The organism is Streptomyces sp. NPDC050287 (assembly GCF_044459385.1).
In the GTDB taxonomy this organism is placed as follows: Bacteria; Actinomycetota; Actinomycetes; order Streptomycetales; family Streptomycetaceae; genus Streptomyces.
Window position 1 is genome coordinate 875642 of sequence record NZ_JBITIY010000002.1, and the last position, 26953, is coordinate 902594.

24 protein-coding genes and 1 pseudogene are annotated in these 26953 nt (G+C 70.3%); 18 read left to right on the top strand and 7 right to left on the bottom strand.

Annotated features, from left to right (window positions below):
* Window positions 1-29: 29 nt before the first annotated feature.
* The 4 genes from ACIBK3_RS09325 (at window position 30) to ACIBK3_RS09340 (ending at window position 6809) form a co-directional block, all read left to right on the top strand.
* On the top strand, window positions 30-3611 hold the full coding sequence (locus ACIBK3_RS09325) for a UvrD-helicase domain-containing protein (RefSeq protein ID WP_399363497.1): 3582 nt from the start codon (window positions 30-32) through the stop codon (window positions 3609-3611).
* A gap of 47 nt (window positions 3612-3658) precedes the next feature.
* The gene (locus ACIBK3_RS09330; RefSeq protein WP_399363499.1) at window positions 3659-5071 is read left to right on the top strand and encodes a dipeptidase; all 1413 of its coding nucleotides are present in this window, start codon (window positions 3659-3661) and stop codon (window positions 5069-5071) included.
* Between the two features lie 152 nt (window positions 5072-5223).
* Window positions 5224-6168, top strand: a complete 945-nt coding sequence (nudC, locus tag ACIBK3_RS09335; RefSeq protein WP_399363501.1) for an NAD(+) diphosphatase — start codon at window positions 5224-5226, stop codon at window positions 6166-6168.
* 32 nt (window positions 6169-6200) lie between these two features.
* Window positions 6201-6809, top strand: coding sequence for a class I SAM-dependent methyltransferase (locus tag ACIBK3_RS09340; protein WP_399363503.1), 609 nt, complete (start codon window positions 6201-6203; stop codon window positions 6807-6809).
* Between the two features lie 39 nt (window positions 6810-6848).
* On the opposite strand, the pseudogene ACIBK3_RS09345 reads toward ACIBK3_RS09340, so the two are convergent.
* Window positions 6849-6953, bottom strand: a pseudogene (locus ACIBK3_RS09345) (NrdH-redoxin); the annotation flags it as partial.
* Window positions 6954-6997: 44 nt separating this feature from the next.
* Between ACIBK3_RS09345 and ACIBK3_RS09350 the strand changes: the two are divergent.
* Window positions 6998-8701 (top strand): recombinase family protein, encoded by a 1704-nt coding sequence (locus ACIBK3_RS09350; RefSeq protein WP_399363505.1) that lies wholly within the window; start codon window positions 6998-7000, stop codon window positions 8699-8701.
* 660 nt (window positions 8702-9361) lie between these two features.
* Here the strand turns inward: ACIBK3_RS09350 and ACIBK3_RS09355 are convergent.
* Together ACIBK3_RS09355 and ACIBK3_RS09360 are read right to left on the bottom strand one after the other, a co-directional pair.
* A complete protein-coding gene (locus tag ACIBK3_RS09355; protein WP_399363507.1) occupies window positions 9362-10174 on the bottom strand; it encodes a phosphotransferase in 813 nt (270 codons plus the stop codon).
* Between the two features lie 96 nt (window positions 10175-10270).
* Complete coding sequence (locus ACIBK3_RS09360; protein WP_399363509.1) at window positions 10271-10528, bottom strand: mycoredoxin; 258 nt, start codon at window positions 10526-10528, stop codon at window positions 10271-10273.
* Window positions 10529-10735: 207 nt separating this feature from the next.
* Between ACIBK3_RS09360 and ACIBK3_RS09365 the strand changes: the two genes are divergently transcribed.
* The 5 genes from ACIBK3_RS09365 to ACIBK3_RS09385 all read left to right on the top strand — a co-directional run bounded on the left by ACIBK3_RS09365 (window position 10736) and on the right by ACIBK3_RS09385 (window position 14626).
* Window positions 10736-12934, top strand: a complete 2199-nt coding sequence (locus tag ACIBK3_RS09365) for an ATP-dependent DNA helicase UvrD2 (protein WP_399363511.1) — start codon at window positions 10736-10738, stop codon at window positions 12932-12934.
* 164 nt (window positions 12935-13098) lie between these two features.
* Window positions 13099-13416, top strand: coding sequence for a hypothetical protein (locus ACIBK3_RS09370; RefSeq protein ID WP_399363513.1), 318 nt, complete (start codon window positions 13099-13101; stop codon window positions 13414-13416).
* 175 nt (window positions 13417-13591) lie between these two features.
* A complete protein-coding gene (locus tag ACIBK3_RS09375) occupies window positions 13592-13960 on the top strand; it encodes a WhiB family transcriptional regulator (RefSeq protein WP_030668930.1) in 369 nt (122 codons plus the stop codon).
* A complete protein-coding gene (locus tag ACIBK3_RS09380) occupies window positions 13957-14280 on the top strand; it encodes a hypothetical protein (RefSeq protein ID WP_399363515.1) in 324 nt (107 codons plus the stop codon). The genes ACIBK3_RS09375 and ACIBK3_RS09380 overlap by 4 nt, the downstream gene beginning before the upstream one ends.
* A 136-nt stretch (window positions 14281-14416) precedes the next feature.
* Window positions 14417-14626 (top strand): hypothetical protein, encoded by a 210-nt coding sequence (locus ACIBK3_RS09385; RefSeq protein WP_399363517.1) that lies wholly within the window; start codon window positions 14417-14419, stop codon window positions 14624-14626.
* A gap of 15 nt (window positions 14627-14641) precedes the next feature.
* On the opposite strand, the gene ACIBK3_RS09390 is transcribed toward ACIBK3_RS09385, so the two are convergent.
* Both ACIBK3_RS09390 and ACIBK3_RS09395 read right to left on the bottom strand, forming a co-directional pair.
* Window positions 14642-16021 carry an ABC1 kinase family protein gene (locus ACIBK3_RS09390; protein ID WP_399363519.1) on the bottom strand — a complete coding sequence of 460 codons (1380 nt, stop codon included), beginning with the start codon at window positions 16019-16021 and terminating at the stop codon, window positions 14642-14644.
* A complete protein-coding gene (locus ACIBK3_RS09395; protein ID WP_399363996.1) occupies window positions 16014-17228 on the bottom strand; it encodes a TOMM precursor leader peptide-binding protein in 1215 nt (404 codons plus the stop codon). The genes ACIBK3_RS09390 and ACIBK3_RS09395 overlap by 8 nt, the downstream gene beginning before the upstream one ends.
* A 387-nt stretch (window positions 17229-17615) precedes the next feature.
* Between ACIBK3_RS09395 and ACIBK3_RS09400 the strand changes: the two genes are divergently transcribed.
* The 4 genes from ACIBK3_RS09400 to ACIBK3_RS09415 all read left to right on the top strand — a co-directional run bounded on the left by ACIBK3_RS09400 (window position 17616) and on the right by ACIBK3_RS09415 (window position 21451).
* A complete protein-coding gene (locus ACIBK3_RS09400) occupies window positions 17616-18212 on the top strand; it encodes a M48 family metallopeptidase (RefSeq protein ID WP_399363521.1) in 597 nt (198 codons plus the stop codon).
* Window positions 18213-18347: 135 nt separating this feature from the next.
* Window positions 18348-19985, top strand: coding sequence for a TerD family protein (locus ACIBK3_RS09405; protein ID WP_399363523.1), 1638 nt, complete (start codon window positions 18348-18350; stop codon window positions 19983-19985).
* Window positions 19986-19996: 11 nt separating this feature from the next.
* Window positions 19997-20677 (top strand): AIM24 family protein, encoded by a 681-nt coding sequence (locus ACIBK3_RS09410; protein ID WP_399363525.1) that lies wholly within the window; start codon window positions 19997-19999, stop codon window positions 20675-20677.
* Window positions 20678-20695: 18 nt separating this feature from the next.
* Window positions 20696-21451 carry an AIM24 family protein gene (locus tag ACIBK3_RS09415; RefSeq protein ID WP_399363527.1) on the top strand — a complete coding sequence of 252 codons (756 nt, stop codon included), beginning with the start codon at window positions 20696-20698 and terminating at the stop codon, window positions 21449-21451.
* Between the two features lie 63 nt (window positions 21452-21514).
* Here the strand turns inward: ACIBK3_RS09415 and ACIBK3_RS09420 are convergent, their stop codons facing one another.
* Entirely contained in the window at window positions 21515-22036 is a 522-nt protein-coding gene (locus ACIBK3_RS09420; RefSeq protein WP_399363529.1) for an NUDIX hydrolase, read from the bottom strand.
* Window positions 22033-23481 (bottom strand): zinc-dependent metalloprotease, encoded by a 1449-nt coding sequence (locus ACIBK3_RS09425; RefSeq protein WP_399363531.1) that lies wholly within the window; start codon window positions 23479-23481, stop codon window positions 22033-22035. Before ACIBK3_RS09425 ends, ACIBK3_RS09420 begins: the two co-directional genes overlap by 4 nt.
* 192 nt (window positions 23482-23673) lie before the next feature.
* On the opposite strand from ACIBK3_RS09425, the gene ACIBK3_RS09430 reads away from it, so the two are divergent.
* The 4 genes from ACIBK3_RS09430 (at window position 23674) to ACIBK3_RS09445 (ending at window position 26934) form a co-directional block, all read left to right on the top strand.
* The gene (locus ACIBK3_RS09430; RefSeq protein ID WP_399363533.1) at window positions 23674-24786 is read left to right on the top strand and encodes an SDR family oxidoreductase; all 1113 of its coding nucleotides are present in this window, start codon (window positions 23674-23676) and stop codon (window positions 24784-24786) included.
* Between the two features lie 224 nt (window positions 24787-25010).
* Complete coding sequence (locus tag ACIBK3_RS09435; protein ID WP_399363535.1) at window positions 25011-25472, top strand: molybdenum cofactor biosynthesis protein MoaE; 462 nt, start codon at window positions 25011-25013, stop codon at window positions 25470-25472.
* Window positions 25473-25621: 149 nt separating this feature from the next.
* Window positions 25622-25786: a hypothetical protein gene (locus tag ACIBK3_RS09440; protein WP_399363537.1), complete on the top strand. Its 165-nt coding sequence runs from the start codon at window positions 25622-25624 to the stop codon at window positions 25784-25786.
* Between the two features lie 53 nt (window positions 25787-25839).
* Window positions 25840-26934 (top strand): PDZ domain-containing protein, encoded by a 1095-nt coding sequence (locus tag ACIBK3_RS09445; RefSeq protein ID WP_399363539.1) that lies wholly within the window; start codon window positions 25840-25842, stop codon window positions 26932-26934.
* Window positions 26935-26953: the final 19 nt, after the last annotated feature.

A 26953-nucleotide genomic window follows, 5' to 3' on the forward strand; every position in this document is an offset into this window, starting at 1 on the left:
TGTCAGTGGCCGCCGCTAGCCTCTCCGACATGCCCGCCCGTATCACCGATCCCGATCAGCTCAAGGAGCTCCTCGGCATCCCGTTCACCCCGGAGCAGACGGCCTGCATCATCGCGCCGCCCGCCCCGCAGGTGATCGTGGCCGGCGCCGGCTCGGGCAAGACCACGGTGATGGCGGCTCGGGTGGTGTGGCTGGTCGGCACCGGCCAGGTCGCCCCCGAGCAGGTGCTCGGCCTCACCTTCACCAACAAGGCCGCCGGGGAACTCGCCGAACGCGTCCGCAAGGCACTGATCAAGGCGGGTGTCACCGACCCCGACGTCATCGACCCGGACAACCCGCCGGGCGAGCCGGTGATCTCGACGTACCACGCCTTCGCCGGCCGCCTGTTGACCGACCACGGCCTGCGCATCGGGCTGGAGCCGACCTCCCGACTGCTCGCCGACGCCACCCGCTACCAGCTCGCCGCGCGCGTGCTGCGCGAAGCCCCGGGCCCCTACCCGGCGCTGACCCGCTCCTTCGCCGACCTGGTCAGCGACCTCCTCGCCCTCGACGCCGAGCTCGCCGAACACCTCGTACGGCCGGAGGATCTGCGCGCGTACGACGCCGAGCTGCTGCGCACCCTGGAGGGCGCCAAGCTCACCAACGCGGACCTGCGCAAGGTCCCCGAGGCGGCCGCCGCCCGCCGCGAACTCGCCGACCTGGTGGTCCGCTACCGCGCCGCCAAACGGGAACGCGACCTGCTCGACTTCGGCGACCAGATCGCCCTGTCCGCCCAACTCGCCCAGATTCCCGAAGTGGGCCCGATCCTGCGCGACGAGTTCCGGGTGGTGCTCCTCGACGAGTACCAGGACACCTCCGTGGCCCAGCGCATCCTGCTCGCGGGCCTGTTCGGCGCCGGCACCGGCCACCCGGTCACCGCCGTCGGCGACCCCTGCCAGGCCATCTACGGCTGGCGCGGCGCCTCCGTCGCCAACCTCGACGACTTCCCCGAGCACTTCGCCCACCCTGACGGCCGCCCCGCCACCCGTCAGGCGCTCAGCGAGAACCGCCGCAGCGGCGGCCGCCTCCTCGACCTCGCCAACGGCCTCGCGGAGCCCCTGCGCGCCATGCACGCGGGCGTTGAGGCCCTCCGCCCGGCCCCCGGCGCCGAACGCGACGGCACGGTCCGCTGCGCCCTGCTGCCCACCCACGCCGAGGAGATCGGCTGGATCGCCGACTCGATCGCCCACCTCGTGAACACCGGCAAGGCGCCCGGCGAGATCGCGGTCCTGTGCCGTACGGCCACCGACTTCGCCGAGATCCAAGGCGCGCTCGTGGCCCGGGACGTCCCCGTCGAGGTCGTCGGCCTGTCCGGGCTGCTGCACCTGCCCGAGATCGCCGACCTGGTCGCTGTCTGCGAGGTCCTCCAGGACCCCGGCGCCAACGCCTCCCTCGTCCGGCTGTTGACCGGCCCCCGTTGGCGCATCGGCCCGCGCGACCTCGCCCTCCTGGGGCGGCGCGCCCGGCTCCTGGTGTCCCACGCGCGCGTGGACGGCGACGACGACCCGGACCGCCGGCTCGCCGAGGCCGTCGAAGGAGTCGACCCGTCGGAGGTGATATCGCTCGCGGACGCCCTCGACACGTTCCTGGAGACCCCGTTCGACGGGGACGGGGACGACGACGGGCTGCCCTTCTCCCCGGACGCCCGCGTGCGGTTCGCGCGCCTTGCCACCGAACTGCGCGACCTGCGCCGCTCCCTGGCCGACCCCCTGATGGACGTTCTGCACCGCGTCCTCGCCGTCACCGGCCTGGAGGTCGAACTCTCGGCATCCCCGCACGCGTTGGCCGCCCGCCGCCGCGAGACCCTGTCGAACTTCCTCGACGTCGCCGCCTCGTTCGCCGCCGGCGACAACGAAGCGAGCCTGCTGGCCTTCCTGGGATTCCTGCGCACCGCCGCCCAGTACGAGAAAGGCCTCGACAACGCCCTGCCCGGCGGCGAGAACACCGTCAAGGTCCTCACCGCGCACAAGTCCAAGGGCCTGGAATGGGACGTGGTCGCCGTCCCCGGACTGGTCACCGGCACCTTCCCCAGCAGCCAGGGCCGCGAGAAGTGGACCTCCCAGGGCAAGGTGCTGCCGCACGAACTGCGCGGCGACGCCGCCACCCTGCCCGACGTCGCCTCCTGGAACCCCCGGGGCCTGAAGGCCTTCCAGGAGGCCATGAAGGAACACCAGCACACCGAGGAACTCCGCCTCGGCTACGTCACGTTCACCCGCCCCCGCTCCCTCCTCCTCGGCTCCGGCCACTGGTGGGGCCCCACCCAGAAGAAGCCACGCGGCCCGTCCGGTTTCCTGCAGGCCCTCTACGAGCACTGCGCCGCCGGGTACGGCGACATCGAGGCCTGGGCGGAGGAGCCCGCCGAGGACGAGGAAAACCCCGTCCTGCACAGGGAGTCCGCCGACCAGGTGTGGCCACTGCCCCTGGACGAAAGGGCCCTGGCCCGGCGCCGGGCGGCCGCCGAGACCGTCCTGGCCCACCTGGAGCACCTCGCCGCCCACCCGGCGGCCACCCACGACCCGGAAACCTACGACGACCCGGACTGGCCGGCCCCGCCGGAGGAAGAGCCCTTCCCCGAGGACATCCCCTACGAGGACGCCCGCTACGAGGAGGGCCCCTTCCCCGACGAGGACCCGTTCGTCGAGGACGACCCCTTCACGGAGGACGACCCGGCCGCCTGGAACGGCTGGACCCCGGACCGCCCGACCGTCCCGCACCAGGCAGCAGCTCCGGACAGCGGACCGGACACCACGGAACACCCGCGCCCGGAATCCGCGCGCCTCACAGAACCCCCCCACACAGCACCCGCACGCCCCCACTCCGAGCCCGCACGCCCCCACCCCACCGAGCCCGGGCACGCGCCCCTCACCCCGGAGGAGGCCCGCACCATCGCCTCCTGGGACCGCGACCTCGATGCCCTCACCGGCGAACTCCTGCGCGCCCGGCACAGCGTCACCGACGTCCCCCTGCCCGCGTCGCTCACCGCCTCCCAGCTGATGCGCCTGGCCGCCGACCCGGACGGCCTCGCACAGGAACTGGCCCGCCCCATGCCCAGCCCGCCGCAGCCCGCCGCCCGCCGCGGCACCCGCTTCCACGCCTGGGTCGAGTCCCGCTTCGAGGCGCTCACCCTGCCCATGCTGGAGCCGGAGGAATTGCCCGGAAGCGACGCCGAGATCGCCGACGAACACGACCTGGAAGCCCTCAAGGACGCCTTCGAGCGCACCGACTACGCCCAGCGCACGCCCTACCGCGTGGAGACCCCCTTCCAGCTCGCGATCGCCGGCCGCGTGGTCCGCGGCCGCATCGACGCCGTCTACAAGGAGGGCGACGGCGAGGCAGCGACGTACGAGATCGTCGACTGGAAGACCAGCCGCACCCGCACCGCCGACCCGCTCCAGCTCGCGGTGTACCGACTCGCCTGGGCCGAGCAGCAGGGCGTCCCCCTGGAGTCGGTCACCGCCACCTTCCTGTACGTACGCGGCGGCGAGGTCGTACGACCGGACGACCTGCCGGACCGGGCGGCACTGGAACGGCTCCTCCTGGAAGACCCGGGACAGGAGGAGCCCGGGGGGTGAGAAACCGCACGACGAGGATGTCAGTGCGGGCCGATAGGCTCGTGACCATGAGCCAGCCCGTTGACAGTGCCGTCAGCGCCGTCCGTACGTACATCGAGCAGCACCGCGCCGTCTTCCTCGACGACCTGGCCGAGTGGCTGCGCATCCCGTCCGTGTCGGCCCAGCCCGACCACGCGCCCGACGTACGCCGCAGCGCCGACTGGCTCGCCGCCAAGCTGAAGGAGACCGGCTTCCCGACCACCGAGGTCTGGGAGACACCGGGCGCCCCGGCCGTCTTCGCCGAGTGGCCCTCCGCCGATCCCGCGGCGCCCACCGTCCTGGTCTACGGCCATCACGACGTACAGCCCGCCGCCCGCGAGGACGGCTGGGACAGCGAGCCCTTCGAGCCCGTCGTCCGCGACAACCGCCTCTACGCGCGCGGGGCGGCCGACGACAAGGGCCAGGTGTTCTTCCACACACTCGGTGTCCGCGCCCATCTCGCCGCCACCGGCCGCACCGCCCCCGCCGTCCACCTCAAGCTGCTCATCGAGGGCGAGGAGGAGTCCGGCTCCCCGCACTTTCGAGCGCTCGTCGAGGAGCACACGGACCGGCTCGCCGCCGACGCCGTGATCGTCTCCGACACCAGCATGTGGTCCGAGGACACCCCCACGGTGTGCACCGGCATGCGCGGCCTCGCCGAGTGCGAGATCCATCTGCACGGCCCCGACCAGGACATCCACTCAGGCGCCTTCGGCGGCGCCGTCCCCAACCCGGCCACCGCCGCCGCCCGCCTCGTCGCCGCCCTGCACGACGAGCACGCGCGCGTGACGGTCCCCGGCTTCTACGACGGCATCGTCGAACTCACCGACCGCGAACGCGAACTCTTCGCCGAGCTGCCCTTCGACGAGCGGCAGTGGCTGCACACCGCCAAGTCGTACGCCACCCACGGCGAGGCCGGACACACCACCCTGGAGCGCGTCTGGGCCCGCCCCACCGCCGAGGTCAACGGCATCGGCGGCGGCTACCAGGGCCCCGGCAGCAAGACGATCATCCCGTCCTCCGCGATGGTGAAGCTCTCCTTCCGGCTGGTCGCGGGCCAGGACCCCGACCGCATCGAGAAGATCGTCCGCGCCTGGGCCAAGGAACAGCTGCCCGCCGGGATCCGCAGCGAGATCACGTTCCTCGCCGCCACGCGCCCGTGCCTGACACCGCTCGACCACCCGGCCCTGCAGTCCGTCGTGCGCGCCATGGGCCGCGCCTTCGAACAGCCCGTCCGCTTCACCCGCGAAGGAGGCTCGGGACCGGCCGCCGACCTCCAGGACGTCCTCGGCGCCCCCGTGCTCTTCCTCGGCATCTCCGTCCCGTCCGACGGCTGGCACGCCCCGAACGAGAAGGTCGAACTCGATCTGCTCCTCAAGGGCGTCGAGACCAGCGCGTACCTCTGGGGCGACCTCGCGGAGCACTGGAGCCATGTGCCCTGACCGTCACGAGTCGTCCGGACCGGCATCGCGCACGCGGCACACTGGAAGAGCTGTCCCGTAGCCCCGCCCCGCCGGACCCGGCCGCCTCCCGCCGTACGTCCCGCTGAACCGCCCGCGAAACACCCTTTCCACCGGGGGAGTTGGAAGCACCCGTGACCACCTGGACCGACCACACCGCCGACCGCCCCATCGCGCTCACCGCCCCGAGCGGCATCGACCGCGCCGCCCATCACCGGCTCGACGAGGCCTGGCTCGCTGCGGCGTGGAGCCACCCCACGACCCGCTGCTTCGTGGTCTCCGACGGCCAGGTCCTCATCGACGAGACGGCCGACGGCCACACCGAACTCGTCATGACCCCGTCCTTCGAGGCGCCCCTCACCGAGGCGCACCGCTACTTCCTCGGCATCGACGAGGAAGGCGTGCGCTACTTCGCCCTCCAGAAGGACGCACTCCCCGGCCGTATCGACCAGTCCGCGCGCCCCGCCGGCCTGCGCGAGGCCGGTCTGCTCCTGTCGCCCCGGGACGTGGGCCTGATGGTGCACGCCGTCGGCCTGGAGAACTGGCAGCGCACGCACCGCTTCTGCTCCCGCTGCGGCGAACGCACCGTCATCGCCGCCGCCGGTCACATCCGCCGCTGCCCGGCCTGCGGCGCCGAGCACTACCCGCGCACCGACCCCGCCGTGATCATGGCTGTCACGGACGAGGACGACCGCATCCTGCTGGGCCGCCAGGTCCACTGGCCCGAAGGCCGTTTCTCGACGCTCGCCGGTTTCGTCGAGCCCGGCGAGTCCATCGAGCAGTCGGTGCGCCGCGAGGTCTTCGAGGAAGCCGGCATCGTCATCGGTCCGGTCGAGTACGTCGCCAGCCAGCCCTGGCCCTTCCCCTCCAGCCTCATGCTGGGCTTCATGGCCCGCGCCATCTCGACCGACATCAACGTCGACGGCGATGAGATCCACGAGGCCCGCTGGTTCTCCCGCGACGAACTGGGTGCCGCCTTCGAGTCCGGCGAGGTGCTCCCGCCGTACGGCATCTCCATCGCGGCCCGCCTGATCGAACTCTGGTACGGCAAGCCACTGCCGACGAGGAGCTTCATCTGAGGCGACCGAGGGTGAGGCGGCCCGGCGCGCGCATGACCGACCCGTACTGGAGCCACAACACCCACTACCACCGCGCAGTCCTCGACGCGGTGCCGGACGGCTGTGACGCGGCTGTGGACGTCGGCTGCGGCGACGGCCTGCTCGCGCGCAAGCTCGCCGCGAGGGCCGTATCGGTGACGGGCGTGGACCGCTCGCCGGAGATGGTCCGGCAAGCGAGCGAGAACGTACCCGCGAACGTCACCTTCCTGGAGGCGGACTACCTCGACAGCACCTCGCTCCCCGAGGGCGGGTACGACTTCGTCAGCGCGGTCGCCGTCGTCCACCACACGCGGTTCCAGGACGCGGTCGGACGGCTGGTGCGGCTGCTCGCGCCGGGCGGGCGTCTGGTGATCGTCGGGCTGGCGAGCAACCGGACCGCCCTGGACTGGGTGATCAGCGCATGCGGTGTGCCGGCGAACCGCCTCTACCAGTCACGCCGGGACGAGGGCGGCCCGGTCGGTATGCCCATCGAGGACACGACGATGTCCTGGGGCGAGGTCCGGCAGGCCGCGCACGCTCTCCTGCCCGGCTGCCGCTTCCGGCGCAGACTCCTGTGGCGCTACACGCTGGTGTGGGACAAGCCACAGGAAGGCGGCCCCTGAAGTACCAGGGACCGCCTTCCGGAACGCGTCCGCGAAGCGCTACGCGCCGATCTTCTGCCTGACCTGGGCCAGCGAAGGGTTCGTGAGCGTCGAACCGTCCGGGAACAGTACGGTCGGCACGGTCTGTAGACTTCCCTCCTGCTTGTGGCGGCCAGGGAGGGTCGCCCATGTCTTGGGGAGGGGCAAGGGTGAGCGACAAGCCCAGGGCGCTTGGCGTGGTCCGTCTGTCTGTAGGCAACGAGAACCAGACCGGCGAGGAAACGCAGCGGACCCGCATCAGCAAGCGGGCCGATGCCGAGGAAATGGAGCTGGTCGACTTTGCCATCGACATCGACGTGTCGGCGTCCATCTCGCCGTGGGTGCGCCCATCCCTGGGGGACTGGCTCAACAACAAGAAGGACCAGTTCGACCACATCATCATCCTGAAGATCGACCGCATCGCGCGGTCGGTCCGCCACCTCTCGGACATCATCGAGTGGTGCGAGGCGAACGGTAAGGGCCTCATCTCCTGCGAGGAGGGATTCGACCTCTCGAAGCCGTGGGGCAAGACCATCGCCAAGATCCTGGCCGTGGTGGCAGAGGCCGAGCTGGACGCCATCAAGGCCCGGAACAAGGCTTCCCGGGAGACCATGCGGAAGACCGGCCGCTGGCCGGGTGGCCTTGTCCCGTTCGGACGTAGAGCAGTGAAGGGCGACGCAGGCTTCACTCTGGAACTCGACCCCGAGTACGGCCCGACGCTGATCGAGATGATCCGGCGCTTCATCGAGAAGCCGAGCTTCTCGGCCGTCGCCGACTGGCTGAACGAGCAAGGTGTGCCCACGGCTCAGGACCTCGCCCGCATCCGCGCGGCGGCAGGCGAGAGCACGACTCGGCTGGCGGACCCGAAGCCTCGGGGAGCCAGGTGGACGCCGACCACAGTGCAAGCCGTACTGATCAGCCGCTCCCTGCTCGGGGAGTACGTACGCGCCAGTGGCGCCGTAGCCCGCAACGACGACGGCACACCCGTCATGCGCTCTGAGCCGGTACTGAACGAGGAGGAGTGGACGAAGCTGTCGGAAGCCGTCGCCTCGGTCAAGTACAAGAAGCAGAAGGGCTCTACGTCGCCGACGGTGGGCGTGACGTTCTGCCTGTTGTGCGGAAGTGCCCTCTACTTCGTGAAGGGCGACCCGGCCAAGGGCAAGCGTGAGCGATACCGCTGTCACGGCAACAAGAGCAAGGGCATCCAGGCATGCCCGAAGCAGAGGTTCTGGGCCGAAGACCTGTATCCCTGGCTGGAGTCGACCCTGCTGGGCGAGATCGGTCACTTGGAACGGATGGAGTCGAAGACGACCATCGACGACAGCCGTGCGGCGAAGCTCGCCGTGATCGACGGCAAGATGAACCAGCTCCTGAAGAAACTCCAGCAGGACGAGCTCAGCGCCGTCGCGTACGCCTCGCAAGTCGCCAGCCTTGCCCAGGACCGAGAGAAGGTCACCAACCAGGAGGGGCCGAAGCCGGTGACCGTGTGGACGGGTACGGGCGAGAGCTACGCGGAGTGGTGGGAGCGGTCGAGTGTCGACGAACGGCGTGAATGGCTGAAGAAGCACAAGGTCAAGGCGTACTTCGGACATGACGTACTGGCCGTCGATCCCGGCGACCTGATCGAGAACATCAAGCAGCAGGGCATCACGTACTGGGATGTGCCCTCCAGGTTTTCTCAGGTGCTCTCACCGATCACGCCGATCTCTTTGCCGGGAAAGCCGTACGAGAAGCCGAAGCCGCTTACGGGTGTGGAGTGGGAGATTGTCAGCCGCTGGGAGGACTTCGAAGCGGAACGGGCAGCGCAGCGGGCGAATGACCATGAGGAAGCCCAGGGAGCAGGGGAAGCCACGGTGGTTCCGGCGTCCGCCTGATGCAGGATGAGCAAGCGAGGAAGGCTCCCGACTTGGGGGCCTTCTGTCGTTCCAAGTTCAGAAGGGCGGCGGTTCGTGTTCTGCCTCGCGGAGCCGATTGGCCGAGTTGTCGTAGTCGAAGTCGGCTGGCAGGGGAGCTGTGGACGACTCGCCGAACCACTTCCGGCGGCGCTGCTCTTGCTTGACCGTCGCCAGGTCTACGAAGGACAAGGAGGGGGCCGAAGGCCCCCAAGGGAGCCAGCGCCTTCGTCTTCCTGCTGGGGGCCGCTCACGCGGCCCGCCTTGCCGGCTGCTTGCGCTCTTCGTCTTCGCTCTGTCGGCCCCCTGTCAGGGGCCGCTCTTCGCCTACCGGATTGCAGCCGTTCAGGGTCAGGGATCACGTAACCCTGCACCACGAAGTCCTTGCCGTCGTCCGTACCCCTCAGCGTGGGACACGTGCCGTTCTTGCACTCCGGGTCTCCCGACAGCTTCCGCAACGGTGCACCCCCGTCTTCCCCCCTCACGTCGACAGGCCTTGTCACGTTCGATGCTTTCGACCGGCGGACAGCAAGGTCAACATGCCCGGCTTTCCAGAACGGGAAAGTCGCACACTTGGCGTCCGGCATCGGTGTGGTCCCGGTGGTCCTCGGCAGGTATGAGGGGGATCAGCGCCCGCGCACCTCAGTCCAGCAGCGCGACAGTGAACGTCTCGCGGTGGTCGGTGAGCCAGGCCTGTATGCGGTCCCAGCCTTCCCATCCGCCACGGCCGGCCAGCGCTTGGCGGTAGACAGGATCACCGTCAGCCACGCGGCGGGCGACGAAGGCCCGGCAGATCTCCGTGGCCTGTTCGATCACGCCGGGCAATTCGGCGCGCTCTCCCCCCGAGAGGCCGTAGCCATCAGCGAGGATCCGCAGTCGTGCAGGCGCATCCAATCCGGCGGGATACAGGGCAGCTGCGGATACCGGATCAAGCATGGGAACCCAGTAGCGGGCGGCCATGGCTACGTCCCAGAGAGGACGGCCCGGAGCCGCCAGGTCGAAATCAATCAAGGCGGCGGCACGACCGTCGCGGAAGACGACGTTTTCCGGGCACACGTCGTTGTGGCACAACATCGTTCCTCCCTCCGGGTCGGCGAGGTCCTGGGACCACTCGACGTCTGTGTCGACCGCGATGGTCGCGCTGGCCTCATGAAGGCGGCGCAGCAGGATCCCCACCGATTCGAGAGCGGTTGTCGTCTGCACCCAGGGCGGGAACGGCGGCAGAGCCACGTTGCCAGGAACGAAGGTCAGCTGCTCACGACCGTCAGCAGTCAGACCCACGGGAGTCGGAGCCGCGTGGAAGCCGTGCTCTTTCAGCACGAGGAGGTGGGCATGGAGGGCGTGTGCGTTGTGCGGTGCCGGGCGTTCCACCAACGCACCCCGGCGGAAGGCCGCCCCCGCGTTCACCATGCCTCCGACCAGCGCCTCGCAGTCCGCCTCGTCCTCGGTCGTCATGTCGATCACCTACCGCCGAGCCGCCTCGTACAGGGTGGGCATACAAAACCCCCGATCCGGCGCCAGGCCGGTCGGGGGTCGTGTGCGTCATCTGGGTCAGGCGCCGAGCGCCTGCTTCACCTGGGCAAGGCTCGGGTTCGTCATGACGACCTCAGAGCCCCCCTGGGCGGGAACTACCAGAACCGTCGGAACTGTCTGGTTTCCGCCGTTCGCCTTCTCGACGAACGCGGCGGACGCCGGGTCCTGCTCGATGTTGATCTCCTCGTACGCGATGCCTTCGCGGTCCATCTGGCTCTTCAGCCGACGGCAGTAGCCGCACCACGTGGTGCTGTACATCGTCACAGTGCCCGGCATGTTTTCGCGCTCCTTCGGCGGCTCGGGGATACGTGCTCGCAGTGGTGCAACGTACTTGAAAGGGCCACCATTCCCGTCGGTGTGGTCAACCCGGAGTGACCCTCGCCGCACGGTCCGGAGATGCCGCCTGCCGCATTAGTACGACTGCGAGTGCCTGCCTGTGGACAACCGGCTCACCTGTCTCCGGCGACCTGGCAGCATGGCCGTGTGACAGCAGCAACGCATTCCCCCCTCTTCCCGCAGACACCGGACTCGGCCGACGCGGTGCTCGAAGGGCTCGACCCCGAGCAGCGCGAAGTGGCCACGGCACTGCACGGGCCGGTGTGCGTGCTGGCGGGTGCCGGCACGGGCAAGACGCGGGCGATCACCCACCGCATCGCCTATGGCGTGCGCGCGGGCATTCTCCAGCCGTCCAGCGTGCTGGCCGTCACCTTCACCAACCGTGCCGCCGGTGAGATGCGCGGCCGGCTCCGGCAGCTCGGCGCGGGCGGCGTCCAGGCCCGCACCTTCCACTCCGCCGCCCTGCGCCAGCTCCAGTACTTCTGGCCGAAGGCGGTCGGCGGCTCCATGCCCCGGCTCGTCGACCGCAAGATCCAGCTCGTCGCCGACGCGGCCGCCGCCTGCCGCATCCGCCTCGACCGGGGCGAGCTCAGGGACGTCACCGGCGAGATCGAATGGTCCAAGGTCACCCAGACCGTCCCCGCCGACTACCCGCTCGCCGCCGCCAAGGCCGGCCGTGAGGCCCCCCGCGACCCGGCCGAGATCGCCCAGCTCTACTCCGCGTACGAGGACCTCAAGCGCAATCGTGGGGTCATCGACTTCGAGGACGTTCTGCTGCTGACCGTCGCCGTCCTCCAGGACCGGCACGACGTCGCCGACCAGGTCCGCTCCCAGTACCAGCACTTCGTGGTCGACGAGTACCAGGACGTGAGCCCTCTCCAGCAGCGCCTGCTGGAGCTGTGGCTGGGCGACCGGGACAACCTGTGCGTGGTCGGCGACGCCAGCCAGACGATCTACTCGTTCACGGGAGCAACTCCCGACCATCTGCTCGACTTCCGCATCCGCCACCCCGGGGCCACCGTCGTCAAGCTGGTCCGCGACTACCGCTCCACACCCCAGGTCGTCCATCTCGCCAACGGCCTGCTCGCCCAGGCCCGCGGCCGCGCCGCGGACCACCGACTCGAGCTGGTCTCCCAGCGCGCCCCCGGCCCCGAGCCCGTCTACGCCGAATACGCCGACGAGCCCGCCGAGGCCGAGGGCGCCGCCCGCCGCATCCGCGAACTCATGGACGCCGGTGTACGGGCCAGCGAGATCGCCGTCCTGTTCCGCACCAACTCCCAGTCCGAGACCTACGAACAGGCCCTCGCCGACGCCGGAGTGCCCTACCAGCTGCGCGGCGCCGAACGGTTCTTCGACCGACCGGAAGTCCGCAAGGCAGGAATCGCCCTGCGCGGTGCGGCCCGCTTCGGCGGCAACGACTCCCTCCTCGATGACGCCGTCGACCTGCCCTCCCAGGTACGCGCCGTACTTTCCGGCGAAGGCTGGACCACCGAGCCCCCGGCCGGTTCCGGTGCCGTCAGAGAGCGTTGGGAGTCCCTGGCGGCACTGGTGAACCTCGCGCAGGACTTCGCCGCCGCCCGCCCCGGCGCCACCCTCGGTGACCTCGTCGCCGAACTCGACGAGAGGGCGGGCGCCCAGCACGCCCCGACGGTGGAGGGCGTCACCCTCGCCTCCCTGCACTCGGCCAAGGGCCTGGAGTGGGACGTCGTCTTCCTGGTCGGCGTAGCGGAGGGCATGATGCCGATCACCTACGCAAAGACCGACGAGCAGATAGAGGAGGAACGCCGCCTCCTCTATGTCGGTGTCACCCGGGCCAGGGAACACCTCCATGTCTCCTGGGCGCTCTCCCGTTCACCCGGCGGCCGTCCCAGCCGCCGTCCCAGCCGCTTCCTCGACGGACTGCGCCCCGGCTCGGCCGCCGCCGGCGCCGGACGGGCCGCGGCGGGCGGATCCGGCGGCGTCGAGCGGGGCTTCACGAGCAGACCGGGCGCCGCTCCTCGACGGCGGCAGCGCACTCCGGCCCGCTGCCGGGTGTGTGGACGCACGCTCACCGACGCGGGTGAGATGAAGCTGATGCGCTGCGAGGACTGCCCGTCCGACATGGACGAGGGCCTCTACGAGCGGCTGCGCGAGTGGCGTGCGGTGCAGGCGCAGCGCAGCGGACAGCCCGCCTTCTGTGTGTTCACCGACAAGACCCTGATGGCGATCGCCGAGGCGGCCCCGGACGACGAGGGGGAACTGGCGCGCATCCCCGGGGTCGGCATGCGCAAGCTCACCCGCTACGGAGCCGATGTCCTCGCCATCTGCGCAGGCCAGGACGCCGGGGAAGAAGAAGGCGCGAACTGATCCGAAGTCGTCGGAAAAATAGTTTGCGCATGCCCCAGCAATCCCCATAGGTTCTTAGCCACGGGGACGGAGGCCTTCTCGAAGGCCCCGATTCCGTGCTGTACTTGCATATCCGTCGGACTGGTTCACCCCGGTCCCGTAGACGCCGAGAGGAGGCGATTCCAGTGATCAGCATCATCAGCAGCTCCACCAGCACCGTCAAAATGACCGATCGCTCGGTCGTCTCCACGTGCATGCTCGGCGCCTCGATCCCGGGCACCGGTCTGTCCGGCATTCGTGCCGCGCGTCCGGCGTCCTCCGTGTCTCTGGCGGGTCTTCCCGTCCTGGCGCGCAATGAGCGACCGACCAAGGCACTGGAAGCAGTAGCGGCACAGGCGCAGGCCTATGCCTTTACGGCGGCCGGTGCCGGTAGCCGGAAGCAGACGCAGCACCACCTGATGTGGGCCTTCCGTGGGCCAGAACCCTGGAGTGATCCAGCCTGATCGACGATCAGGCCGGCGCCTTCAGGGCCGCGGAACCCCACCCGGGATCCGCGGCCCATTTGTTTGTCCCCGAACGGGGACGGCGGAGCGAAGGGGCCTCGGGACAAGAAAAGACTCCGGTACCAGCCGCAACCCGGTCCAACAGGACCGGAACGACAGACGAGGAAGACGAACCGTGCAACTAGAAGCGCACGCCCCGTCCGTACCGCCTTCCGAAACGATCCCCCCGCCCGGCCTCACGGAGGACTCCACCTTGATTCCGCTCACCGCGCTCACCGCGCTCGACGACGCCATCGAGAACCTCGGCGTGCCCGTCCCCTGCCGCTCGTACGACCCGGAGGTCTTCTTCGCCGAGTCGCCGGCGGACGTCGAGTACGCCAAGTCCCTCTGCCGCACCTGCCCGCTGGTCGAGGCCTGCCTCGCCGGCGCCAAGGAGCGGCGTGAGCCCTGGGGTGTCTGGGGTGGCGAGCTGTTCGTGCAGGGTGTCGTCGTTGCCCGGAAGCGGCCGCGTGGTCGCCCGCGCAAGAACCCGGTCACGGCATGAACACCGCAGGAACGATCGACCGCCCCCTCACGCTCGACCCCCAGAAGCAGGCCCCGATGAAGCCGTCTACCAACGAACCCGCAGGCGCGATGCCTGAAGACCTCACCAAGAGCGGTGCGATGGACTCGCGCCAGAACAGGACCCGAGAGATGCAACTCATCCCAGAAGCCCTGGCTCGTGCGCATATGCACGAACTTCTGCACGAGGCCGAGCGGGACCGACAGGCCGCGCGCCTGGCGGCCGCCCGCCGGATGCAGCGCCGGGCCGAGCGCGCCTCGCTGCGCGCCCGCCGTGCGCTCGCCATGGCCGTCATGCAGTGACCTTGGACACCTGAAGCGGTGGCCTCCCTGCCCGGGGAGGCGGAGCTCTCCTCGCGGGGGCCGGTCCGACCGAACGGACCGGCCCCCGCGGTGCGTTGTGTCCGCTGATCGCGGGCCGCGGCGATATCGTCGCCGGGTGACGAGTCTTTCCGGAGACAGCGACCACGGCGGTTCCGCCAGGCAGCCCCAGCCGCTCGTGTGCGCCCGCTGCGGCGCACGTGCCGAGGGGGCGCAGCCCACCTGGACCTGCTCCGTGGAGAACGGCGCTCGCCACTACTTCTGCGACCGCTGCTCCCGGGAGAACCTCAGAGCGATCGAGGGACGGTTGGACTCGGCCTGGTGGTGAGCCGGCCGAGGGACCTCATGCCTCCGCAGCCGACTCTCCCTCGTCCACGATCTCCACGTTCTTCTCCGGGACGAACCCCGGCAGCCACTCCTCCAGTTCCTCCCGCAGACGAACCGTCGAACCCAGCTGACACAGGACGCCGATGGTGCTCAAGGTCACCCGGTGGATCAGAAGGTAGGCCGGGGGCAGGTTGAGCTGCTTGCCCAACTGGTAGGCGGGGGAGCGGGGGTCGCCGATGCGGGCTGCCTGGCTGCGCATCCAGCCGCGGGTGAAGGTGAACTCGTCGGCCTGGGCCGGTTCGATGATCGGCAGGAGGTAGTCGAGCACGGCATCGGGGTCGAGCTCTATGGATTCCTTGACGAAGCCCTCGGCACACAGGAGTTCGTAGACGGCCTCCGCCTCGCCGTCGATCGTCATGCGCAAGGACCTGCCGATCGTGGTCGGCAGGCCGCCCGGGAGGCGGTCGACCGTGCCGAAGTCCAGGACCCCCAGGCGCCAGTCCTCCTCGCCGTCGGGGCCGCCGGGCAGCAGACGGAAGTTGCCCGGGTGCGGATCGGCGTGCAGCAGACCGGTGCGGGCGGGCCCTGAGAAGAGGAAGCGGGCCAGCAGCTGACCGGCACGGTCGCGCTGCTCCTGCGTGCCATGGGCGATCACCTCCGACAGTGGCACGCCGTTCATCCACTCGGTGACCAGGACCTGTTCGCGCTGGTGGACCACGCCGGGCACCACCACGTCCGGATCGTCCGCGAACTCCTCGGCGTGGGCGCGCTGGGCCTGCGCCTCCAGGCCGTAGTCCAGCTCCTCCGAGACGCGGTCCCGGAGCTCCGCGATCAGCGGCTTGATGTCCACGCCGGGGACGAGGGGGCCCAACAGGCGGGCGAACCGGCTCAACTGATTGAGATCGGACAGCAGGGCCTCGCCGGCGCCCGGGTACTGCACTTTGACGGCCACCTCGCGGCCGTCGTGCCACACCCCCCGGTGTACCTGGCCGATCGAGGCGGCCGCCGAGGGCTTGTCCTCGAACTCAAGGAACAGCTCGTTCCAGTTCTCGCCGAGCCGTTCCGTCAGCACCGTGTGCACGGTGCGGGTCGGCATCGGGGGCGCCGCCTCCTGGAGCTTCGTCAGGGCAGCCCGGTAGGGGCCGGCGACCTCCTCCGGGAGCGCCGACTCGAACACCGACAGGGCCTGGCCGAACTTCATCGCGCCGCCCTTGAGCTCGCCGAGCACCTTGAACAGCTGATCCGCCGTGCGCTGTTGCAGCTCGCGGCCGACGAGTTCCGCGGACTCGCCCACGATCCGCTTGCCGAGTCCCCAGGTCGCCCGTCCGGCGAAACCGAGCGGAAGCGCGGCCAGCTTGGCGGTACGGGTAACCGCCTTCCGGGGAAGATCAGACATGCGCCCTCCAGGTCCCAGCCAGCCCCGCCGCGTCTGCCCTGCGGCGCAACTCTGTCGACGGTCGTTGCTCCGCCATTGTCTCGTGCCCATCCTCGCCCTTGGAGGTGTGTTCCCCCTTACCTTTCTCCGCTGCACCGCACGGGCATGCGGAATGTGCCCATACCGGGCGCGCGTGCCAGGCCAGGGAAGGAAGCGAAATCTCCCAGCGTGCGCCCGCGCTCGACGGAACCCGGCCGTCCAGGAAGGTGAGCGCGTGCGTGGCCGCCAGGCCCGCGACGGTGGTGGCCAGCGCCAGGTCGCAGGGGCGGGTCCGGCGTGGTCCGCCGGAGCGCCACTGGGCGACCAGCCGGGGCCATGCCTGGTCCCGGTCGGCGCGTGCCTCGTGCAGACATCCCGCGCACCCCGTCTCGCCGGGCAGCACGAACGGGCCCACCATCCCGGTCCCCTCCACGACTCCGGCGTACAGATGAGGTGTCCCGGAGGCGATCAGGGGATCGGCGGCGGACGGCGCGGGCGCGTGCACGTCCACATCGTCCCGCGGGGCAAGGATCACCAGGGACAGGCCTGTGTCGTCACCCCCGGACGCGGTGCGGGGACCGCGGCGCGGCGGGCTGTCCGGGGCGGCTCGGCGCACGACCCGCCGGGCGGCCTCGTCCCTTCGGTCGCCGACGGACTCGGCGGGCAGCCCGCCCGGCGCGACGTCCCCTGGTTCGACGCGGCCGACATCGCGCACCTCGACCTCGCCGACCCCGGCCCCCGACAGCAGCGAGGCCAGGACGGCGCCCACCCGGCCCGCGCCTCTGACCTGGACCCGCAGCGAGCGGCGGGCGGCCAGCAGCCCGATCGCCTCACCCGGCTCGGACGCGGTCAGCGACAGTGAAGCGAGGTCGGGGCGCAACCGGTCAAGGACCTTCTCCTTCGCGCGCAGAGCCTCGGCGGCCGGTCCTCCTCCTCTCGCGTCGTCGACGAGTCCGGCCCGCGCCAGCCGCTCCACCAGGGCGTCCACATGACCGTCCGGCAGGTCCATGCGGCGTCCCTCCTCCCGCAGGAGAGGCAGCCCGCGGGTGCCGTTGAGCAGGTCCAGGAAACTGCCGGTCGCCGTGTCCATGGGCCCCAGCGTCATCGCGTGCGCCGGAGTCATCCCGAACTGCACGGTATTGAGGTCGCGCCAGCCGCGCCGGAGCGCCGGCTTCACGATCGGCACCATCGACTGCGAGATGGTCGCCTCCGAGATCGACGACTGCGAGATCGACGACGGGCAGGTCGTGGACCGCGCACTCGTCTTCTGCGTCATTGTCGGCTGCATGACAGGCCCCCGTAGCCCTCGTAGAACATCCCCGTTCGCCGGTGCAGGCCGGTCGGAGGTCCGGTCGGACATCCGTCGCAGCTGTGCCGGCGAGTGCCGACGTGATTCGCCGGCACTCGCCAGGATGCCCCGGCCCGGCGCGGGGCGCCGAAAGTTGTCCACAGGCGGTGGGTATTCGTCGTACAAGTCAGTCGTAGGAATCAAACGCATGTGGGGGATCGGAGCGCATCGGAACCCAACCGTCCCGGAGTCGGGACTTCCCGCGTGCGCAGCGGGTAACGTCGGGGCGTGTCCGCCGACCCACTGCACCGCGCCGGAACGCCACAGCGCAGCACGACGAGCCAGCCGCCGAGCGGCTCGGGGACGAGCGCGATCGAGGTCCGCAGGAGCGCCCGGCGACGCCGGACGGTCTCCGCGTACCGCGAGGGCGATCGCACCGTCGTACTCATCCCTGCCCGGATGTCGGAGGCCGAGGAGCAGCGCTGGGTGAGCGTCATGCTCGACAAGCTGGCCGCCCAGGAGAGCAAGCGGGTCCTCGGGGACGCGGAGTTGACGGAGCGCGCCGAGCGGCTCTCGGCCCAGTACTTCGACGGCCGGGCCCGGCCGAACTCGGTGCGCTGGGTCACCAATCAGAACACGCGCTGGGGCTCGTGCACCCCCGCCGAGGGCAGCATCCGTCTCTCGCACCGCCTTCAGGGCATGCCCGAGTACGTCGTGGACTACGTCCTCCTGCACGAACTCGCGCATCTGCTCGTGCCCGGACACGGACCGCGTTTCTGGCAGTTGCTTGAGACGTACCCGCGCACCGAGCGTGCCCGGGGCTACCTCGAGGGCGTGGTCGCCGCCGAACGGTTGCCCCATCTGCCGGGCGCCCGCGGAGAGTGACACCCGTCCGCGCGGTGCCGCCCGTGCGCGGAACGGGATTTTGTACCGGATCTGTACCGACCTCCGTCGGTGTCCGAGTTTGCCGTTAGCCTGTCGCGACGCACTCGCATTCGGGATGGGGGACGGTCGTTACGCATGGCCAGGGAATTTCAACGCGGCCACAAGGCCAAGATCAGTGACCTGACCGCGGGCAGGGATCTGTACGTGGGTGTACAGATCTCCGGCCCCGGGCTGACCTTCGACATCAGCTGCTTCGGACTGGACGCCGACGAACGGCTCTCGGACGACCGGTACTTCATCTTCTTCAACCAGCCGAAGTCTCCCGAGGACTCCCTTCAGCTCCTGGGCCCGCAGGCGGGCGACACCGAGTCCTTCCGGGTCACCCTCGATCAGATTCCGCCGCAGATCCAGAAACTGTCGTTCACGGCGACGATCGACGGCGCCGGCCAGATGTCACAGATCGCCCCCGGACACCTCCGGATCGTCGCCGGCGGTGAGGAGGTCGCCCGGTACTCCTTCGACGGCAGCGAGTTCTCCACCGAACGCGCGGTGATGCTGGGCGACTTCTACCTGAAGGACGTGTGGCGCTTCGCGGCGGTCGGACAGGGTTTCGACGGCGGCCTGGACGCGCTGCTGAAGAACTTCGGCGGCGAGGTGGAGGAGGAGGCGGCGCCCGCCGCCCCGCAGCAGCAGCCCCAGAGCGGTGCCGCCCCCGGCTTCGCGCCGCCCGCTTTCGGTGCCCCGGTCGCGCCGGCCCCCGCCCCGGCGCCGCAGGGCTTCGCGCCGCCCCCGGGAGCGACTCCGCCCCCGGCCCCCGTCCCGAACGTGCATGCCGCGCCCACCATCATCGCGCCGATGACCCCGCCCGTCGGCGGTCAGGTGCACCCGCCGGCCCCGGCCCCGGCGCCGTACGGTCAGCCGCCCCAGCAGCAGCCGTACGGTCAGCCTCCCGGCCAGACCGCCCCGCCGCCGCCCGGTTACGGTCAGCCCCAGGCACCGCAGGCCCCGGCTCCGCCGCCTGGTTACGGCCAGCAGCCCCCGTTCGGTCAGGTCCCCGGGCAGCAGGCCCCCTACGGCGCGCCGCAGGGCATTCCGCAGGGGGCGCCCCAGGACGCCGGTGTGACCGCCGCGCTGCAGAAGTTCAAGGAGACGCCCACCGGCCAGCGCTGGACGCAGCAGAACAAGAAGCTCGTCCGCGTCGACCTCGGCATCGGCGGCCAGCCCGTGCTCGCCCGGCAGGGCAGCATGGTGCTCTACCAGGGCAAGGTCGACTTCAGCTACAAGGGCGCCGGGTTCGCCGGACGGCTCGTGGGCAACGCGACCGGCCAGGAGATGCAGCTGATGCGCTGCACCGGCCAGGGCCAGCTGTTCCTCGCCGAGAACTCCACCCACCTGCACCCCATCGAGCTCCAGGGCGACGCCATCTGCGTCTCCGCAGAGAACGTCCTCGCCTTCGACGAGAGTCTCCAGTACGAGGTCCGCCGCATCGAGGGACACGGCATCCCCGGCGGCGCACTGTTCACCATGCAGTTCCAGGGCACCGGCACCATCGTCGTCAAGACGCACGGCACGCCCGTGGTCCTGCCGGTCACCCCGACCACCTTCGCCGACTGCAACGCGGTCGTCGCCTGGTCCGCCGCGGCCCAGGTGATCGTCTCCAGTCAGGTGCGGATGCGCCGCAACGCCTACCCGGGCGACACCGGGGAGAGCGTCAACCTGCAGTTCCGGGCCGCCCCCGGCAACTTCGTCGTCGTCCAGCCCTACGAGGTCTGAGGGAGCCCGTCATGAACCAGCCGCTCGCGGGCTACGCCCCCGCACCCGTCACGGCGCGCATGGAGAACCACGGCAACAACATGCTGAAGGTCGCCATGCAGACCGGAAACGACCTCCTCGCGCGCGTGGGGTCGATGGTCGCCTACGAAGGCTTCGTCCAGTACGAGCCCAACCCGCCGGCCGTGCGCCAGATCGCCCGTGACTGGATGACCGGCGAGGGCGCGCCGCTGATGATGTGCTCCGGCGACGGACTGCTCTACCTCGCCGACTACGGCGCCGACGTCGTCGTCATCAACCTCAACGGCGACGGCATCTCCGTCAACGCCACCAACCTGCTGGCCTTCGACGCGTCCCTCACCTGGGGCGTCGAGCGGGTGAAGGGCCTGGCCAAGTTCGCCGGGCAGGGCCTGTGGAACACCAAGATCTCCGGGCAGGGCTGGGTCGCGCTGACCTCCCGCGGCAAGCCCATCGTCGTCGACTGCGGCGGTGGCGACGACGAGACGTGCGTCGACCCGGACGCGCTCGTCGCCTGGTCCCCGAACCTCAAGGTGAAGGGCAAGCGCAGCTTCAAGGCGCAGTCGCTGATCGGCCGCGGCAGCGGTGAGGCCTACCAGATGGCCTTCTCCGGTCAGGGCATCGTCGTCGTCCAGCCCAGCGAGGACAGCACCGACCGCCTGCGGTTCCGGGGCTGAGGGGGAGCCAGAAACGCCATGCAGAGTCCGCTTTTCGCCTTCAACGACTCCCAGTCCCAGGAGCGCTACAGCCTGCAGAACAAGCAGATGCTGCGGGTCACCCTCGAGGGCCACGACGACATCCTGGCCCGCAAGGGCACCATGGTCGCTTACCAGGGCCTCGTCGAGTTCGACGCCGAGTACCAGAGCACCCAGCAGGCGTACGCGCGTGCGGCCACCGGCGAGGGCCTGAGCCTGATGCGCTGCCACGGGCAGGGCACGGTCTACTTCGCCAACCTCGCCCAGCACATCCACGTGGTGGACGTCGAACAGGACGGCCTGACCGTCGACAGCAGCTACGTGCTCGCGATGGACTCCTCGCTGCACCACGAGGTCATCGCCGTCGACAGCCAGTACGGCATCTCCGGCTCGGGCAAGTACCAGCTCAACATCACCGGCCGCGGCAAGGTCGCCCTCATGACCTCGGGCGCGCCGCTGATGATGCAGGTGACGCCCGACAAGTACGTCAACTGCGACGCCGACGCGATCGTCGCCTGGTCGACCGGCCTGCGCGTGCAGATGCAGGCCCAGACACACTCCTCCGGGGTGTGGCGGCGACGCGGCAGCACCGGGGAGGGCTGGGAGCTCAGTTTCATGGGCAGCGGCTTCGCGCTGGTCCAGCCCAGCGAGCTGCTGCCGCCGCAGAACGCCCAGATCGGACAGGGCTTGGCCGCCCAGTACGGCATGGGGCAGCACGGGGCCCGGGCGCAGAACCAGGGGAACGTCTGGAGCTGAGGGTCCAGCAAGCCGGCGTAAGGGGCGTCCGCAGTTGCGGGTGCCCCTTACTCATTGCCGAGCTCACAACCTGACGCGCGTCGCCTCCAGCAGTCGTACGACCGACTCGTCCGCTGCGTCCGCCACCTCGTCGTAGGCGAACCAGCGCAGGTCGAGGGACTCGTCGCTGATCGCTTGGACCGCTCCGGGCGGAGCCGCGACCGCGTACTGGACGTCGAAATGCCAGTGGCACGGCGCCGGGATCGGGTGCCGGTCGAGGCGCACCGGTCCGCCCGGCAGAAGCGTCAGTCCGGAGATGCCCGACTCCTCGGTGGCCTCCCGCACGGCCGCCGCCTCCAGGGAAGCGTCCTCCGGCTCGCAGTGGCCGCCCATCTGCAGCCACATCCGCAGCTTCCTGTGGAGGGTCAGCAGAACGCGGTCGCGCGACGGATCGATCACCAGCGCGCTCGCCGTGACGTGGCCCGCGTGGCAGGCCTTCCACATGCCGTCCGGGTGTGCCGCCAGGTGGTCCAGATAGGCCTGGCGCAGCTCTTCCTGGTCCTCGTACCCCTTGAGCACGAGGACCGCGTCGTCGTACAGGCTCACTCGGTGTCGTCGCCCTTGTCGTCCTCGGGCGCGTCGTCCTTCTTCAGGTCCGGCTTTCCGGCGGAGCCGGACGCCGCCTCGCCGAGCATCTTGTCCAGCTCGGAGAAGTCCAGCTGCTCGCGGTGTACGAAGCCGTCCGGGTCGTCCAGGTCGGAGGCGGTCGGCAGCATGTCGGGGTGGGCCCACACGGCGTCCCGGCCGTCGACACCCCGTGCGTCGGTGAGCGAGGCCCACAGACGGGAGGCGTCCCGCAGTCGGCGGGGGCGCAGTTCCAGGCCGATCAGTGTGGCGAACGTCTGCTCGGCAGGGCCGCCCGACGCGCGACGTCGGCGCAGGGTTTCACGCAGCGCGTCGGCGGAGGACAGGCGCGGTTTCGCGGCCGCGTGGACCACCGCGTCGACCCAGCCCTCGACGAGTGCGAGAGCCGTTTCCAGACGGGCCAGGGCCGCCTTCTGCTCGGGCGTGTCCTCCGGCTGGAACATGCCCTGCTGAAGGGCGTCCTGCAGCTGCTCGGGGTTCTGCGGGTCGAACTGGCCGACAACGTCCTCCAGCTTGGCGGTGTCGACCTTGATCCCACGCGCGTACCCGTCGACTGCTCCGAACAGGTGCGAGCGCAGCCACGGCACGTGCGCGAACAGACGCTGGTGGGCGGCCTCGCGCAGGGCGAGATACAGCCGCACCTCGTCCTTCGAGACGCCCAGGTCCTTGCCGAACGCCTCGATGTTCACCGGCAGCAGGGTCGCCTTGCCGGCCGGGCCGAGCGGCAGGCCGATGTCGGTCGAGCCGAACACCTCGCCCGCGAGCACGCCGACGGCCTGCCCGATCTGCGTGCCGAACATGGCGCCGCCCATCGAGCGCATCATGCCGATCAGCGGGCCGGCCATGGCCTGCATCTCCTCCGGCAGGACGTCACCCATGGCGGTGCCGACCCGCTCGGCGACCGGGTCCACGAGCTCCTTCCACGCGGGCAGGGTCGCCTCGACCCACTCCGCGCGGCTCCACGCAACCGCGGAGGCGGCACCGGACGGCAGGGAGGTGGCGTCGTCCAGCCACAGGTCGGCCAGGCGGACGGCTTCCTGGACCGCGTTGCGCTCGGCGGGGCCGACGCTCGCGTCCTTGGTGCCGTCGGCGGTGCCCTGGGAGACCGTCTGGCGCGCGATCTGCTTGGCCATGTCCCAGTTCACAGGACCGCCCTCGTACGAGAGCATCTGGCCCAGCTGCTGGAAGGCGGCGCCCAGGTCGGAGGGGTTCAGCGAACCGAACATGGCAGCGAGCGGATTGTCCGCACCGGGGCCGCCAAAGCCTCCGGCGCCGGGCATCCCGCCGAAACCGAACGGGTTGGCCGGTCCCTGACCACCGCCGCTCTGCGGGTCCTTCTTCTTGCCCTCGTCGCCGTCGTCCGGCTCCTCCGGCGGAAGGCCGAATCCGAATGGGGTGTCACTCACGGGATTCCTCGGCTGGTAAGGCCACCGGTTCTCTCCGGCGGCGCGGCTGCCCGACAACACCACCCAGCGTAGACACCATGGGCGCTTCGGGCCTCGATGCTTCGCCGACTGTCGGCCTGCGGCAGGATGGATGCCACCTGGTACGTACGCGTCACTCGCGTTCCTACTGAAGACAACCACTGGAGACGCCCGGTGAGTTCCCCAGATCCGCAGGTTCGCGCAGCGCGAAACCCGTCAACCAGTTCTGCCATCCGCGGGCCCGTCGTCGCCGTCACCGGTGCCGCGTCCGGCGTCGGCGCGCTGCTCACCGAGCGGCTCGTCGCGTCGGAGGAGGTCAAGCAGGTCATCGCACTCGACGAGCGGCGCGGCGAGTGCGCCTCTGCCCAGTGGCACATCCTCGATGTGCGGGATCCGGCCATCGCCGAGAAGCTGCGCGGAGCCGACGTGGTGGTCCATCTGGCTCTCGATCTCGACCTGGAGACCGATGCCGCCGCCCGGACGGCCTACAACGTGCGGGGGACGCAGACCGTGCTGACCGCGGCCGCGGCGGCGGGTGTCCACCGGGTCGTGCTGTGCACGTCCTCCATGGTCTACGGGGCCCTGCCGGACAACGAGCTGCCGTTGTCGGAGGACGCGGAACTGCGGGCCACGGCGGAGGCGACCGGCGTGGGGGACCTGCTGGAAATCGAACGGCTGGCCCGGAGGGCTCCGCGGGCCCATCCCGGACTCAATGTCACCGTGGTGCGGCCGGCCGTGCTCGTCGGAGGCACCGACACCGCGCTGACCAGATATTTCGAGTCGCCTCGGCTCCTTGTCGTCGCCGGCTCGCGGCCTGCCTGGCAGTTCTGCCACGTCGAGGACCTGTGCAGTGCGCTGGAGTACGCCGTCCTTGAGAAGGTCGAGGGGGAGTTTGCCGTCGGCTGCGACGGGTGGCTGGAGCAGGAGGAGGTCGAGGAGCTCAGCGGAATCCGGCGGATGGAGCTGCCGTCGGCGGTCGCGCTGGGGGCGGCTGCCCGGCTGCACCGGATCGGGCTCACGCCGTCTCCGGCGGGGGATCTGGCGTACACGATGTACCCCTGGGTGGTGAGCGGAAGCCGGCTGCACGACGCGGGGTGGCGGCCGCAGTGGACCAACGAGGAGGTGCTCGCGGAGCTCCTGGAGGAGGTCTCCGGGAGGCACACGGTGGCCGGGCGGCGGCTGGGGCGCAAGGACGCGACGGCGGCCGGGGCCGCGGGGGCGACGGTGGCGCTGCTGGGGGCGGCGGCTGTGGTGCGGCGGGCCAGGAAGGCGCGGCGGCGGATCTGAGTGGCGCGGTGCTGTCGGGGGCACTGTGCGGGCGGGTGCGGGTGCGGGTGCGGGTGCGGGTGCGGGTGCGGGTCCTGGTTCTGGTTCTGGTGGGGGTGTCGGGTTCGCCGTCCCGCCGCACGCCCCCGCCGTCCCTGGCCGGTCCCGTCCCTGCCGAACGGGCACGCGCGTGCCGGGCGACAGCGCTGTTCCCCGCCCGCGTCGGCGTGCGGCACGATGGGGGCATGGCACCCACATACGACCACCCCGGTGAGCAGGTCGCTCAGGATCCGATCAAGCTGCTCGCCATTCGGGAGACGGCACTCTCCCTGGACGAGGTCTTCCGGGCCGTCGGGGACGACGCCGCCGGGGGAACCGCGTTGTTCGTGGGGACCGTGCGGAACCACGACGGGGGCGCCGATGTCGAGGCGCTCGGGTATTCCTGCCACCCCAGTGCCGAGGCCGAGATGCGGCGGATCGCCGAGAAGGTCGTCGCGGAGTATCCGGTGCGGGCACTCGCCGCGGTGCACCGGGTCGGAGACCTCGGGGTCGGGGACCTGGCCGTCGTCGTCGCCGTTTCCTGCCCGCACCGGGGCGAGGCCTTCGAGGCATGCCGGAAGCTGATCGACGACCTCAAGCACGAAGTGCCCATCTGGAAGCACCAGAAGTTCTCCGACGGCACAGACGAATGGGTGGGGGCCTGCTGACCCCGCCGCCCACCCCGGACGCATCCGCTGAACCCTTCCTCCACCCCCTCCGGTTGCGTAACCGCACCCCTGGCATGAGCGTTGTCAGCGCGGATGGTTAATCTGCTGATCAGTCAGTTGTGATGGTTGAGGTGGGGTTGGAGGTCGGCATGGGGGCGCTCGTCTGGTTGCTGATTCCGCTGGTGGCTGCGATCGGCGCCGGCCTGTGGGGAAGCTGGGCCAACCGGACCCGCAAGACCCGGGGTGACGGGCCCGAGCTGGACGGATATGCCCGGTTCCGCGCCGCCATGGAGAAGTCCCACTCCCGCACATGACCCGGGCGCGGCCCTGACGGTGCGCTGACAGGACCGTCCCGTACTGTCGTGCCATGCCACGCCGCACCGCGACGATGCTCGCCTCCACTCTGATGCTGATCGCGCTCCTGTGCGCGGGAGTCTTCATCAACGTGCCGTATTCGGAGATGTCACCGGGTCCGACGGTGAACACCCTCGGGGACCACGACGGCGAGCCGGTACTGCAGATCTCCGGCCGGAAGACGTACGGGACGAGCGGGAACCTGAACATGACCACCGTCCGGGTCACCAGCGCCGACTACAAGATGAACCTCGTGGAGGCCGTCTACGGATGGCTCGCGCACGACAACAGGGTCGTGCCCCACGACACGCTCTACCCGGACGGCAAGACGGAGGAGCAGTCCACCCAGGAGAACGCCGAGGAGTTCAGCCAGTCCCAGGAGAGCGCCAAGGTCGCCGCACTGAAGAGGCTGGACGTCCCGGTGCGGTCCTGGGTGATCGTCTCGACCGTCGTCAAGGGCTCCCCGGCCGAGGGCCGGCTGCACGCCGGTGACGTGATCAAGGCCGTCGACGGTACGGCGGTGAAGGAGCCGGCCGATGTCGCGAAGCAGGTGACCAAGCACAAGCCGGGCCAGAAGGTCGTGTTCACGATCGTGCCGGCCAAGAAGCAGGCCGCCGCCGAGAAGGCGAACAGGACGGCGGCGAAGACGCAGAACGTGACCATCACCACCGCGACCTCCGACGACAGCGGTGAGAAGCGCGCCATCGTCGGGATCTCCGCGGGGACCGACCACACGTTCCCGTTCACCATCGACATCAAGCTCGCCGACGTCGGGGGGCCGAGTGCCGGTCTGATGTTCGCCCTCGGCATCTACGACAAGCTCACCCCGGGCAGCCTCACCGGGGGCAAGTTCGTCGCCGGCACCGGCACCATCGACGACAACGGCAAGGTCGGCCCGATCGGCGGCATCGAGATGAAGACCGTCGGCGCGCGCGACAAAGGCGCCCAGTACTTCCTCACCCCCGCCGACAACTGCGCGGCCGCCGCGAGCGATCCTCCGAGCGGGCTCACGCTGGTCAAGGTGAACACCATCGACGACGCGCTGGGCGCCCTGAGGGACATCCGCAGCGGCGACACCGCCGACCTGCCGAAGTGCACGACGAAGTAGCCCACAGGTCCTCCAGGGC

What these genes read in the sequence shown, in the direction of transcription:
- ACIBK3_RS09325 (WP_399363497.1), top strand. Translation starts at nt 30, where the DNA reads ATGCCCGCCCGTATCACCGATCCCGATCAGCTCAAGGAGCTCCTCGGC.
- ACIBK3_RS09390 (WP_399363519.1), bottom strand. Translation starts at nt 16,021, where the DNA reads ATGTCTGATCTTCCCCGGAAGGCGGTTACCCGTACCGCCAAGCTGGCC.
- ACIBK3_RS09360 (WP_399363509.1), bottom strand. Translation starts at nt 10,528, where the DNA reads ATGCCGGGCACTGTGACGATGTACAGCACCACGTGGTGCGGCTACTGC.
- ACIBK3_RS09395 (WP_399363996.1), bottom strand. Translation starts at nt 17,228, where the DNA reads ATGGTGCCGATCGTGAAGCCGGCGCTCCGGCGCGGCTGGCGCGACCTC.
- ACIBK3_RS09445 (WP_399363539.1), top strand. Translation starts at nt 25,840, where the DNA reads ATGCCACGCCGCACCGCGACGATGCTCGCCTCCACTCTGATGCTGATC.
- ACIBK3_RS09330 (WP_399363499.1), top strand. Translation starts at nt 3,659, where the DNA reads ATGAGCCAGCCCGTTGACAGTGCCGTCAGCGCCGTCCGTACGTACATC.
- ACIBK3_RS09440 (WP_399363537.1), top strand. Translation starts at nt 25,622, where the DNA reads ATGGGGGCGCTCGTCTGGTTGCTGATTCCGCTGGTGGCTGCGATCGGC.
- ACIBK3_RS09415 (WP_399363527.1), top strand. Translation starts at nt 20,696, where the DNA reads ATGCAGAGTCCGCTTTTCGCCTTCAACGACTCCCAGTCCCAGGAGCGC.
- ACIBK3_RS09435 (WP_399363535.1), top strand. Translation starts at nt 25,011, where the DNA reads ATGGCACCCACATACGACCACCCCGGTGAGCAGGTCGCTCAGGATCCG.
- ACIBK3_RS09410 (WP_399363525.1), top strand. Translation starts at nt 19,997, where the DNA reads ATGAACCAGCCGCTCGCGGGCTACGCCCCCGCACCCGTCACGGCGCGC.
- ACIBK3_RS09340 (WP_399363503.1), top strand. Translation starts at nt 6,201, where the DNA reads ATGACCGACCCGTACTGGAGCCACAACACCCACTACCACCGCGCAGTC.
- ACIBK3_RS09380 (WP_399363515.1), top strand. Translation starts at nt 13,957, where the DNA reads ATGAACACCGCAGGAACGATCGACCGCCCCCTCACGCTCGACCCCCAG.
- ACIBK3_RS09405 (WP_399363523.1), top strand. Translation starts at nt 18,348, where the DNA reads ATGGCCAGGGAATTTCAACGCGGCCACAAGGCCAAGATCAGTGACCTG.
- ACIBK3_RS09355 (WP_399363507.1), bottom strand. Translation starts at nt 10,174, where the DNA reads ATGACGACCGAGGACGAGGCGGACTGCGAGGCGCTGGTCGGAGGCATG.